Source organism: Verrucomicrobiia bacterium, from assembly GCA_023953615.1.
Lineage (GTDB): Bacteria > Verrucomicrobiota > Verrucomicrobiia > Limisphaerales > JADLHS01 > JADLHS01.
Genome location: JAMLJH010000001.1, coordinates 592,170 through 604,839, shown reverse-complemented (window position 1 = coordinate 604,839; position 12,670 = coordinate 592,170). Strand labels below are relative to the sequence as shown.

10 protein-coding genes are annotated in these 12,670 nt (G+C 58.5%); 5 read left to right on the top strand and 5 right to left on the bottom strand.

All coding sequences use genetic code 11. The features are described 5' to 3' along the window. The first annotated feature begins 6 nt into the window (after positions 1-6). Entirely contained in the window at positions 7-786 is a 780-nt protein-coding gene (locus tag M9920_02305; GenBank protein ID MCO5051120.1) for an ABC transporter ATP-binding protein, read from the top strand. Beyond that, positions 779-1,486: an ABC transporter ATP-binding protein gene (locus tag M9920_02300; protein MCO5051119.1), complete on the top strand. Its 708-nt coding sequence runs from the start codon at positions 779-781 to the stop codon at positions 1,484-1,486. The genes M9920_02305 and M9920_02300 overlap by 8 nt, the downstream gene beginning before the upstream one ends. A 540-nt stretch (positions 1,487-2,026) precedes the next feature. On the opposite strand, the gene M9920_02295 is transcribed toward M9920_02300, so the two are convergent. The 4 genes from M9920_02295 to mutS all read right to left on the bottom strand — a co-directional run bounded on the left by M9920_02295 (position 2,027) and on the right by mutS (position 7,026). Then, entirely contained in the window at positions 2,027-2,635 is a 609-nt protein-coding gene (locus M9920_02295) for a trimeric intracellular cation channel family protein (protein ID MCO5051118.1), read from the bottom strand. Positions 2,636-2,650: 15 nt separating this feature from the next. Further along, entirely contained in the window at positions 2,651-3,523 is an 873-nt protein-coding gene (locus M9920_02290) for a sugar phosphate isomerase/epimerase (GenBank protein MCO5051117.1), read from the bottom strand. 2 nt (positions 3,524-3,525) lie between these two features. Beyond that, positions 3,526-4,143, bottom strand: coding sequence for a methyltransferase domain-containing protein (locus tag M9920_02285; protein ID MCO5051116.1), 618 nt, complete (start codon positions 4,141-4,143; stop codon positions 3,526-3,528). A gap of 150 nt (positions 4,144-4,293) precedes the next feature. Next, complete coding sequence (mutS, locus tag M9920_02280; protein ID MCO5051115.1) at positions 4,294-7,026, bottom strand: DNA mismatch repair protein MutS; 2,733 nt, start codon at positions 7,024-7,026, stop codon at positions 4,294-4,296. A gap of 343 nt (positions 7,027-7,369) precedes the next feature. Here mutS and M9920_02275 point away from each other — a divergent pair, with 343 nt between their 5' ends. Genes M9920_02275 through M9920_02265 form a run of 3 tightly spaced genes read left to right on the top strand, consistent with a single transcriptional unit; the run spans position 7,370 to position 9,364 of the window. Then, entirely contained in the window at positions 7,370-8,305 is a 936-nt protein-coding gene (locus tag M9920_02275; GenBank protein ID MCO5051114.1) for a hypothetical protein, read from the top strand. A 33-nt stretch (positions 8,306-8,338) separates the two neighbouring features. Further along, positions 8,339-8,923 carry a MotA/TolQ/ExbB proton channel family protein gene (locus M9920_02270; GenBank protein ID MCO5051113.1) on the top strand — a complete coding sequence of 195 codons (585 nt, stop codon included), beginning with the start codon at positions 8,339-8,341 and terminating at the stop codon, positions 8,921-8,923. A gap of 12 nt (positions 8,924-8,935) precedes the next feature. Continuing rightward, positions 8,936-9,364: a biopolymer transporter ExbD gene (locus M9920_02265; GenBank protein ID MCO5051112.1), complete on the top strand. Its 429-nt coding sequence runs from the start codon at positions 8,936-8,938 to the stop codon at positions 9,362-9,364. Positions 9,365-9,599: 235 nt separating this feature from the next. On the opposite strand, the gene M9920_02260 is transcribed toward M9920_02265, so the two are convergent. Continuing rightward, complete coding sequence (locus M9920_02260) at positions 9,600-12,593, bottom strand: leucine-rich repeat domain-containing protein (protein MCO5051111.1); 2,994 nt, start codon at positions 12,591-12,593, stop codon at positions 9,600-9,602. Positions 12,594-12,670 lie beyond the last annotated feature (77 nt).

Here is a 12,670-nt window from a genome sequence, read left to right as displayed (position 1 = left end):
TAATTCATGTCCCAGCTCCTTCAACTCAATCAAGTCACCATCCGCTTCGGTGGCTTGACGGCCGTGTCGGAGGTGGATTTGCACGTGGGGCCGCGGGAACTGGTCGGCTTGATCGGCCCCAACGGCGCGGGGAAGACGACCTTGTTCAACCTCATTACCGGAGTCTATCAACCCACCAGTGGGGCGATTCATTTCGATGGCCGGCCCACGGCGAAATTGAAACCGCACCAGCTCGTGCGGCGCGGGATTGCGCGAACGTTTCAGAACATCCGCCTTTTCGCCAGCATGACGGTGTTCGATAACGTGCGCACTGCCGTCCAGGTGCATCGCGCGCACGGTATTCGCGACGCACTGATTCGCGGCGGTAAATTTCGTCGCGCCGAAGCAGACGTGGAACAGCAGGTGATGGAGTTGCTGGCGATTTTTCATCTGGACCAGTTGCGCCATGAACCGGCGCGCGGTCTGCCTTACGGCGACCAGCGGCGTCTGGAAATTGTCCGCGCCCTGGCCACGCAACCCCGCTTGCTCCTACTGGATGAACCGGCGGCAGGTATGAACCCGACTGAAAAATCCGAGCTGACCGAACTGATCCGCTTCATCAAGGAGAAATTTCAAATCGCGGTTTTGCTGGTCGAACACGACATGCGGGTGGTGATGGGCATTTGCGAGCGTATTGTGGTGCTGGATTACGGCGTGAAAATCGCCGAAGGCACGCCCGCCGAGGTACGCGCCAACGCGCGTGTCGTCGAAGCCTATTTGGGTGAGGAGGCCGTCAAACATGCTTGAGATCAAAAATCTCGATGTGAGCTACGGCGCGATCCAGGCGTTGCATGACATTTCACTTTCGGTTGAGACCGGACGCATTGTGACGTTGATCGGCGCGAACGGTGCGGGAAAGAGCACCACGCTGCGCGCCATTTCCGGATTGGTAAAGCCGTGGCGGGGCGAGATTTTGTTCCAAGGCAAAAACATTGCCGGTTTGCCCGCGCACCAGATCGTGAAGCTTGGCTTGTCGCATGTGCCGGAAGGGCGGATGGTGTTCGCCAACCTGACGGTTCACGAAAATTTGCTTTTGGGAGCCTATTTGCGCCGCGACAAAATCGGCATCCGACAGGATCTGGAACAGGTTTTCAAAATTTTTCCACGGCTGGAGGAGCGGTTGAAACAGGCGGCCGGCACGTTGTCCGGCGGCGAGCAACAAATGCTGGCGATTGGGCGCGCGCTGATGAGCAAACCCCGGTTTTTGATGATGGATGAACCGTCGCTGGGCATTGCGCCGCTGTTGGTGAAAACCATTTTCGAGAAAATCGTCGAGATCAACCGGGAGCACGGTTTGACCATTCTGCTGGTCGAACAAAACGCCAATCTGGCGCTGGAAATTTCTCACTACGGTTACGTGCTGGAAACCGGGAAAATTATTCTGCAAGCCGATTCCGCCACGCTGCGCGCGGATCCGCAGGTCCGCAGCGCGTATCTGGGCGGGTAGGCGAACGCAATCCGGTTTTATATCCTTGGGAGGGGACGTGTTCCACCGCGTCCCTGATGAGTTGGGGACGACATGGAAGTCGTCCCTCCCGGCACAACGGTGATACGAACGCATTGGTAGGGCGGGCCTGATTTTGACCGGATGAACCGGATTTACCGGACCAAATTTTTGATTGGCGGCGGGGGACGATAGGTTTGCGTCCCGCGTTTGAACTCCAACTGCTTCGCACCAAGATTCAGCAACAATCATCCCTCGTAATTCGTCCTCCCCTCTGAGCCTCTGAGCCTCGGTGGCCTTTAACTTTAGCCAGCATGTCGTCCGCGCGCCGCGAACGACGACCGCCGAGGACGGCGGTGTCCCCTCAATGCCCACTTCCTCTGCCAATCATTGCCTTGCCTTTCCATCGAGATTATCTGGCAATTCGACAATTGCTGCGACTGGAGGCAGTCGTATTCCGAAGTAACGCCAATGTTTCCGCTGATGGTGAGAAGGCAACTGCCACGATCGGTTGTTGCCGGTCTGCCAAGGTGCGCTGGCAATTTATTTGGGGAATTCGGGCAGTGACACTTTCCAGCGAATGGAAAGCAGGCGGATGGCCAGTGTGGTGCCGATGCCGATGGCGCGATTCAAATGGTTGCCGCTGTGGTAAGCTTCCAAGATGACGTACGCCGTCGCGCCGACGACGGAAGCGGTGGCGTAGAGGTAGATGCCGGTGCGCATCACGAGCGGAATTTCGCCCACCAGCACATCCCGCAAAATTCCACCGGCAACACCGGTAATGACGCCCAGGACAACCGCGTTGGTGGCGCCGGTCCCGGCTTGCAGGGCAATTGCCGCGCCCAGAATGGTGAAGAGCGCCAGGCCGAATGCGTCGGCCACGACCAATCCCAGTTGAGGAACATTGGCGAAGCGGATCACGAAGAAGGCCAGGGTGGAAGTGCCGGCCGCGTTGAGCACGTATTCCGTGCCGGAAAGCCAGAATACCGGACGGTCTAAAATCAAATCGCGAATCGTGCCGCCGCCCAGTGCCGTCACCAGACCCAGCACGAGCACGCCGAACAGGTCCACCCGTTTTCCGCTGGCGGCCAGCACTCCGGAAAGCGCGCTGACCGCGACGGCAAAGTGAGTCTGCAACAACGGAATGGTCATGTTGACGCGAGGGAGTCAGGGTCGCAGCGCTTGCAGACGTTGCCCATACGCGACGAAGTTTTTTCGCGCGGCATCTGCGGGCACGTTCGCGGCGGCTTGCGGATCGTGAAACACCGTGACCATGTGCGGTTCGATGCTCAGACCGCCAGTGTAACCGCGTTGTTTGGCGTCCGCCAAAATTTCCCGGACGTAACCCTGGCCTGCCCCCGGCCAATGGTAGGTTTCGGTGTGGGTTCCGGGATCGTAGCTCGCATCCTTGATGTGGATGTGAACGACGTGATCGCGGACGTGGGTCCAAAATTCCCAGGCGTCCTGGCGCGGCCAGGGTCGCGGGCGGCTGCGATCGGGATTGAACACCGGGTTGGCGGTGTCGAAGACGAGTTTCAGTCCGGGGCATTGGTCGAGCAATTCGAGCGTGTGCTGCCAGCTCATGCCGCCGTAGTTCATGCAGTTTTCATGCACCGGTTGCAGGCCCGCATCCAGGAAGCGGTTCGTCACGTCTTTAACCCGACGCAAGGCCTCGGTCGGAATGCGATAATCCGTATCCGCCGGTTTGAAGCTCATGATGCGAACGAACTTGGCGCCCAGGCGTTTCATGCGCGGGATGCAGCGTTGCACTTCGGCGAGGGTGAGGTCGAATGGATCCGCCAATTGCTTTGCCCAGTTCATCACGGTGGAACCGAAGCAGTACACCTGAATGCCGGACGGCTCGATCAATTGCACCGCCGCCTCGAACGCGGTGTCCGAGAGATCGTGCAAGTTGGCCTTGGGATGCCCCGCGACTTCCACAGTGCGCAATTCAATGAATTTCCAACCCAGTTCTTGCGTGGCTTCAAGTTGCGTGACCAGGCTCGCGCCCGCCTCATCGCCAATACCCATCAGTTTCATATTCAACCCAGTTTACGGCACCGATACACGTAAGCGGGAGGCAAATTTCGCCAGATGGTGGGGATGGTTTCAAAGGTGGCGAACCGTTTGCGGAGCAGGCGGCGGAAGCAGACCGTGGTTGGATAGTAGCGAAACGCGCTGTAGGCGAAGCCGACGAATTCGCCGCCAGGCGCCAGCGCGTCGTAGAGCGCGTCCAAGATGCGCTGTTGATGGGATGGGGACATGTTGCTCCACGCCAGACCGCTGACCACGCAACGCGCACTTTGGGCCGGGACGTATTTGCGCAGGTATTCGGCGGAGTCAAAAATAATTTCACTGCGCGGAAAGCGGCGCCGCAAGACCTTCACGTTCGTTTCGCTTAACTCCAACGCCACGAGCCGACCCTCGGCGCCAAGGCGTTGCAGTAACAATTGGGTGAAGCTGCCCGTGCCCGGACCCAGTTCGACCACGGTGTCGTTCGAGTCAAAATGACAGGCGGAAACAATCGCCTGGGACAAATGCCCGGAGCTGGGCCAGATGGCCCCAACCTTCAACGGCTCGCGCACAAATGCTTCGACAAAACGCCAAGCTCGCCCGCTGACCTCGATTATTTCGGACGCAGAGTCCGGCACCAGTTTCATTCGTTCGAACGGACGGGAGCATAAAACTGCCGTGTCGCCAAACCAACATCTTTTCTTGAAAAGATAAGGGATGAAAAAACGGCCTGATCGCGTCACGCCGGCCGCCGGTCAGTCCGATTTTCACTTTTAGGTTTGCGCGTTGGGGGTGCGTCAGCCGAACAAATCCAACTGGGGCGGGGGCGTTAACTGCTTGAGCTTATCGCGGTCGTGATCCCGGCGGGCGCGGCGCACGTTGCCTTCGGGAGTCAGTTCGGAGGCTTCGAGATTGGCGAGAATTTCTTTCGCGCGTTCCACCACCGGTCGGGGCACGCCCGCCAGTCGCGCGACCTGGATGCCGTAACTCTTGTCCGTTCCGCCCGCGACAATTTTGCGCAGGAACACAATCGCATCGTGCCACTCGCGCACGGCGACATTGAAATTTTTCAAACGTGGCAACCGCTGCGCGAGTTCCGTCAACTCGTGGTAATGCGTGGCGAAGAGGGTTTTGGCGCCGATTTGATTGTGCAGATGCTCGACGATGCTCCAGGCCAGCGACAGGCCGTCGAAGGTGCTGGTGCCGCGGCCAATCTCATCGAGAATGACCAGGCTGCGCGAGGTGGCGTGGTTGAGAATGTTGGCCGTCTCGCTCATTTCCACCATGAACGTGGATTGGCCGCGCGCGAGGTCGTCGTTGGCGCCGATGCGGGTGAAAATGCGATCCACCAGATCAATGCGCGCGGCTTTGGCGGGAATGAAACTCCCCGTGTGCGCCAGCAGCGTGAGCAGCGCCACCTGCCGGATGTAAGTGGATTTACCCGCCATGTTAGGCCCGGTGATCAGGGCGATCTGTGGAATTTCCGGGCTTGGATTTTCGCGGGCCGGCGCCGCGGGCGCGCGGGCGGAAGTTTCGTCCGGCGCAGGCGCGTCAGCCGAAGTCAAGGTCGTGTCGTTTGGCACGAACCGTTCTTCCATCCAGCTTTGCTCCAGCACCGGATGACGGCCTTCGGTGATTTCCAGGCGACCGCAGTCGCTGATTTCAGGGCGGCAATAATCGTGAAGTCGCGCAATTTCCGCGAAGGCTGCGAGCACGTCCAGTTGGGCCAACGCGACGGCTGTTTGCTGAATCATGGCCAATTGCTGGAGCACGCTCTCGCGCAGGTGTTGGAACAGTTCGTATTCCAATTTCACGCCGCGTTCTTCGGCGCCGAGGATTTTGCCTTCCATCTCCTTCAACTCCGGCGTGATGAAACGTTCCCCGTTGGCGATGGTCTGCTTGCGGAGGTAATGCGGCGGAACTTTGTCGAGATTGGATTTGGTGACCTCGATGAAATAACCAAAAACGGAATTGAATCGCACCTTGAGCGAGGCGATGCCCGTGCGTTCGCTTTCGTCCTGCTGCAGCTTGGCCAGCCAATCCTTGCCGCTGCGCTGGGCGTGGCGCAGTTCGTCCAACTCGGCGCTGAATCCATCCCGAATCATGCCGCCTTCTTTCAGCGCGAGTGGTGGTTCATCCACGATGGCGCGGCGGATCAACTCGACCAGCTCGGGAGCTTCGCTTAACTGCGTGGCCAGTTGTTCCAACAAGCCCGCCGGGGCCGTGCCGCTGGCTGTCGTCTCGGAAAGTTTCAATCGGTCTTCACGTCGCGCCGCAAACGCCGTGAGTGTTTGTTTCAGCGTTGGAATCTGTTCCAGCGCCTGGCGCAACACCACGAGATCGCGCGCGTTGCCGCTGCCGGTGCTGAGCCGGCCCACGGTGCGTTCGAGATCGCGGACGTGGCCCAGTTGCGCGCGGAACACCTCGAGGTGCGGCGCGTTTTCGATGAACCGCGCGACGGTGTCCTGTCGCTGCCAGATGGACGCCGCAGTCGCCAGAGGTTGCGAGAGCCAGTTGCGAAGCCGGCGCGCGCCCATGGGGGTGATGGTTTTGTTCAACGCGCCGTAAAGACAGGACTGGCTGGGGGCGTCGCGTTGCAGCGGTTCGAGGATTTCCAGATGCCGCAGCGTGAGCTGGTCCAGCACGAGATAATCCGCCCGTTGATAGAACGAAATCCGCGTGAGATGTCGCACGTCGCGCCGCAGGTTATGGATCAGATAGTGCAGCGCGCCCCCCGCCGCACCGATGGCCGCCGGGTGGTTTTTCAGACCGAAACCGTCCAGCGCGGCGACCTTGAAATGATCGCGCACGGTGAACTCCGCCGTTTCTGGCGCGAAGGTCCAATCGTCGTAAGCGCTGACCGTCCAGGGCCGTGCCGAGGCCGCTCCATCGCCGAAGGGGGGTGGCGTCGCCTCGACGCCGGAATGAGGGAGCGACGGGGGCGTCGCGGCCACTTCATTGCGACGAGGCGTCGCTCCGCAGAGTTGATCGCGCAGGGCCGTGGCTTCCAGCGGATGCACGATTTCCGCCGGGCGCAACCGGTCCAATTCGCCGAACAGCGCGGTTTCGGATTCCAGTTCCGTGGTCAGGAAATCGCCGGTGGTCAGATCAATCACCGCCAGGCCAAAGTTCGCGCCGCGCTGCGTCACCGCGGCCAGAAAATTATTCCGTTCGGCGGTGAGCATGCGTTCATCAAAATGCGTGCCGGGCGAAAGGATTTGCGTGACCTGACGGTTCACCAGTTTGCCGGGTTTAGGCTCTTCCGTTTGTTCGCAGATGGCGACTTTACGGCCCGCCTTGAGCAGCCGCCCGATGTAATTGTTGGCCGCATGATAGGGCAGGCCGCACATGGGAACGCCGTGCCGGGAGGTGAGCGCCAGATTCAGCAACTGCGCGCCGGTCTTGGCGTCCTCAAAAAACATCTCGTAGAAATCACCGAGCCGAAACAGCAACAACGCGTCCCGGGGCAGTTCGCCTTTGATGCGGCGATACTGCGCCATCATCGGGGTGAGTTGCGCGGTGGCAGACATGCAGCGAGAAAGTTAATGACCAATGACGGGAACGTCGAAAGGATTTTGTGCGGACGTTTGATTCACTGCCGATGCGACGCGGAAAATGGAAGGCTGGAACTGGTCAATACACTCTTTCCCGGGAGCCCCCGCGTTCGCGCGTGTGCCCGACTGCATCGCGCGGTCGGGACGAAGGTGCGGTTCCGTTTCAGGGGCACCGCTTGGAATCAACGGTGGTGACATTCGGTTCGGGAAAAGTGCATGACCAGCCCTGAAAGCGCGCGATTCCCGGAGCGGATCGCGGCGGATGGGGAGCGAGCTAAACTATTGCTCCGGCACGCGGCCTGCGGCAATCTGATTTCTCATGGTGGTTGACCACACGGACAGAGTGACCCTGCGGGTCGGGCGGCTGGAGTTCACCAAACTTGGTGTCGCTCTGGCGATTTCCGTGGCCGCCCACCTGTTCCTCTGGGGCGCGTATGCCGTAACGCAAAAACTTGAATTGTCGTCCAGACTGCATCTGCCGCGTTGGTTGCAACCCGCTTCACCGCCCGCGTCCGAAGCAGTCCCGCCCCCGAACCGTGAGCCGATGATGTTCATGGACGTGTACGAGGATCAATCCGTTCCCGAGCCGCCCAAGGAAGCGAAACATTATTCGGATCGGAACGCCATCGCGGCGAATCCGACCCCCGACCTGCAATTGAACGAACCCAAGGTCGCCGGGGCGCCGAACGAACTGCAGAAACTGGAAACCGCCGGGCGACCGAACCAGTTCGATCAATTGATGCCCGATCCGCCGCCGCCGCAGGAGGTCAAGCCGGTGATCAAACCCGGCACGATGACCATTGCCAAGGCGGATTTGCGGCCGCCGGCGGAGCGGCAGCGCCCCCGCACCATCCGAGAAGCGATGTTGCAAAAGCAAATGGCGCCCGGACCGCGCTCGCGACAGGAGGGCGGAGCGGTGCAACGCCCGAACGCTTCCTATAACGTGAAGGCCACCGGCTTCGGCGCGTACGACCGGATGTTTATTGACGCGGTTTCCACGCGTTGGTACGACCTGCTGGATAATTTAAGTTACGAAGGCTACCAATCGGGCAAGGTGGTGGTGCAGTTCACCCTGAATTACAAAGGCGAAATCAGCAACCTGCAAGTGTTGGAAAACACCGTGACCGAGACGCTCTCGCTGATGTGCGTGAAGGCGATCCGCGATCCGGCTCCCTTCGGCGAATGGACGCGCGAGATGCGCCTGGCGGTGGGCGAGGATTCCCGCCGCATCACCTTCACTTTTTATTACAACTGACGACAAGCCCGGCAATCAATACATTGGAAACACATGGAAACGATCGTTTACGTTTTGCTGCTCATCACCTCGGTGGTCGGGCTGACGTTTATTGTGGAACGCGGTCTGGCCTTGCGCTGGAAAAAAGTCGTGCCGCCCGAGATCGAAAGCGCGGTGGCGAACTGCCAGTCGCGCGCCGAGACGCCCCGGTTACGGCACGCCTGTGAAAAGAATCCGTCGTCGCTCGGACGGCTGCTGCTGGTGTTGACGCAGCAACTTGACTGGCCGCGCGAGGAAAACGAGGCCGCGTTGCAGACGCGCGCCCGCCATGAAATCGTCAAACTGGAACGCGGCTTGGTGATTTTGGAAATCATTGTCGGCATCGCGCCGCTGCTCGGATTGGTCGGCACCATTGTCGGCATGATGGATACCTTCGAGGACGTGGGCCTGTCCGGCTTGAACGACGCCGCCAAACTGGCGCACGGCATCAGCATGATTTTGAAGGCGACGCTGATCGGTTTGTTGATCGCGATTCCCGCCCTGGTCGCGTGGAGTTATTATTCCAAAAAAGTCGAAATGCTTGCCGTCGAGATGGAAACCTTGTGCGACGAGCTGTTGCACCGTTTGTATCGGAATTGATCCGCCGCCACCATGCGCTTCTACCCCCGCAAACGCAATTCGCCGCCCGCCATCATCATCGTGGCGCTGATTGACGTGTTGATCGTGCTGCTCATTTTTCTGATGACCACCACGACCTTCCGCCAACAGAGCGCGATGAAACTGGCGTTGCCCGAATCTACGCAGGGCGAAAAGGCGGACGCGCACGAAGCGCAGCCGTTGGTGGTGAGTATTAAGGCAAATGGCAGTCTGCAGCTCGGGGCCACTGCGGATGCGCTGCCGGTGACGATGGAGAATTTGCGCGGCGAACTGATCACGCGGGTTTTGAAAAATCCGGATTTGAAATTGGCCATCAACGCGGACAAGGACGCGCCGTTTGGGCAGATCGTGAAAGTGATGGACGCCGCCAAGGACGCGAAAATCAAATTCGTCAGCGCCTACACCAAGAGCGTTCCCAAGTAAGACGCCGTCACGGTCACCCCCTCAAGCCGAGAGCCGATACCAAACGGACGACGGCCATTGATTCGGACCGGTATTCGCATAAACCTCGGGCTTGGGCGGCGATGATCCGCCGCCACTTGGGAATCGCCGCTGCCGCCGCAGATGCTGATTGCCAGCGACGGCGTTTCCGCCGGCACCGTGACCATAAAGTTCGTTCGGTTGCCGGGCGCGCCGGCAACGGTGGTGACCGGAAGGGTTAAGGCGGAGGTGGATTGATCTGCGCGCCGACGCGATAGAAGCGTTGCGGGTAATTTGTCCAGTGCGGATCGGCGAAAGTGAAACTGGTGGCGGGGTTGGACAGGATATTGGTCGAGAGGGGCTGCCAGTTGACCAGATCGGCGCTGGCCTCGATCACAAAGAAATGATTGATGCTGTCCGTGACGGTGAAGCCGAAATCGTCGGCTTGCAGGCCAACGTTGGCCGCGCTGATTTGTGGCGGGGGTGCGTTGAGCATGACCGTGGGGCGGCCGCCATAGGTCGCGCCCCAACCGCTCGTGCCGTAATAATAATAAACTTTGCCGGGGACACCACCGAACACGCCATTGCCCAATGCTGGCGCGTTTCCCAGAAAGGTGATGTTCGTCAGGCGGGTGCAGCTGGCAAACGCTAAATCCCCAAGGCTCGCCATGCCGCCACCAATCGTCACCCTCGCCAAGTTACCGCAGTAATAAAACGCACGAGCTCCAAGGTTCGTCACGCTGTTGGGAATCACCACATTCGTCAGGTTGAAGCAGCTATAAAACGCCCAATCCCCGACGCTCGTCACGCTGTTGGGAATCACTACGCTCCTCAGGCTAGAGCAGCTCTGAAACGCAGAGTCTCCAATGATCGTTACGCTATTGGGAATCACCACATTCGTCAGGCCGATGCAGTGGTCAAACGCATAAATCCCAATGCTCGTTACGCCGTCGGGAATCACCACACTCCTCAGACGGGGGCAGTAGGCAAACGCATAATTTCCAAGGCGCGTCACACTGCCGGGAATCACCAGGTCCGCCAGACTGGTGCAGCCGTAAAACGCATAATTCCCAAGGCTTGTCACACTGTTGGGAATCACTACGTTCGTCAGACCGGTGCAGTTGTAAAGCGCGTAATCCCCAATGCCCGCCACGCCGTCGGAGATCGTCACACTCGTCAGGCTGCCGCAGTTGGCAAAAGCATAATCCCCAAGGCGCGTTACACTGCCGGGAATCAGCACGTTCGTCAGGCCGGTGCAGTTGTAGAATGCGTAATCTCCAAGGCGCGTCACGCCGTCCGGAATCGCCGCACTTGTCAGGCGGGAGCAGTTGTAGAAGGCATAAATCCCAAGGCTCGTGACATTGTCGGGAATCGTCACACTCGTCAGACGGGAGCAGTTGTAAAACGCATAATCTCCAAGACTCGTCACACTGTCGGGAATCGCCACGTTCGTCAGGTTGAGGCAGTTGTAGAACGTATAATCCCCAAGACTCGTCACGCCGTCGGGAATCGCCACACTCGTCAGGTTCGAACAATAGTAAAACGCATAATCCCCAAGGTTGGTGACACTGTCGGGAATTACCACGTTCGTCAGACTGGTGCAGCGGTAAAACGCATAATCCCCGAGGCGCGTCACGCCGTCGGGAATCGTCACACTTGTCAGGCCGGAGCAATAGTAAAACACATAATCGCCGAGACTCGTCACACTGCTGGGAATCACTAAGTTCGTCAGACTGGTGCAGCGGTAAAACGCATAATCCTCGATATTCGTCACACTGTTGGGCAAGGTATAACTGCCGCCCCGCCCGTCGGGAAATTGAATCAAAGAGGTCTGCGCCTTGTTGAACAATGCGCCGTCAATGCTGCTATAAGCCGGGTTCAACGCCGCCACCGTGATATTCGTCAGACTGGCGCAGACGAAAAATGCATTATCCCCAAGGCTCGTCACACTGTCGGGAATCACCACGTCCGTTAGGCTGGAGCAGCCGGAAAACGCATAATTTCCAATGTTCGTCACACTGTTCGGAATCATCGCGTTCGTCAGGCTGGAACAATAGTAAAACGTACGATCTCCAATGCTCGTCACGCTGTCAGGAATCACCACGTCTTTCAGGGGGGTGTTGGCAAACACCCAATCCCCAATCTTCGTCACACTGTTCGGAATCACCACGTTCGTCAGGCTGGAACAATAGTAAAACGCAGAATTTCCAAGTCTCGTCACGCCATCGGGGATCGTCACCTCCGTCAGACGGGCACACCACAAAAATGCGGAATCCCCAATGTTCGTCACGCTATCGGGGATCATCACGTCCGTCAGGAGGGTGCACCACGAAAATGCAGAATTCCCGATGTTCGTCACACTGATGGGCAAGGTATAACTGCCACCCCGTCCGCAGGGAAATTGAATCAAGGAAGTCTGCGCCTGGTTGAACAACACTCCGTCAATACTGCTATAAGTCGGATTCAACGCCGTCACGATGATGTTCGTCAGGCCAGCGCAGTTGTAAAACGCACCATCCTCAAGGCTTGTCACGCTGTCGGGCAGGGTATAACTGCCGCTCCGCCCGCTGGGAAATTGAACCAAGGAGGTCTGCGTTTTGTTGAACAACACCCCGTCAATACTGCTATAAGCCGGATTCAACGCCGCCACCGTGATATTCGTCAGGCCGGCGCAATTGGAAAACGCACGATCCCCAATGCTCGTTACGCTATTGCCGATCACCACATTCGCCAGGCGCTGGCCGGAGGCAAATGCATTACTTCCAATATGCGTCACGCTGTCGGGAATGAGCACGCTCTTCAGGCCGGTACAGTTCCAAAACGCAAAATCCCCAAGGCTCGTCAAGCCGTCGGGAAGCCCCACGCTCTTCAGCCCGTGGCATTGGTAAAACGCACGATCCCCAATGTTCGTCACGCTGTTGGGAATCACCACGTTCGTCAGGCCGTCGCATTGGTAAAACGCAAAATTTCCAATGCTCGTCACGCCGTCGGGAATTGCTAGGCTGTTTAGAGCGTAGCACTGGTAAAACGCAGAATCGCCAATGCTCGTCACTGGATCACCATTGATGGTGGCAGGGATGACGAGGTTGACCGGCGTACCGATGTAGCCGGTGATCGTAATGACGCCGTTGTCGTTGGTGTAAGTCAGCACCTCGCTTTGCCCTGGCAGCGTCATTGGCGCGAGAGCCAGGAACAGCAGGAGCGTGGAGATAGTTGGGATTGAGGTTTTCATTGGTTTGTTAAGCTTAACCTACGCGCAAAGGACTTCGTTCTTTTAATTACGGAAAAGTTGAAAAATGTCAAAACTTT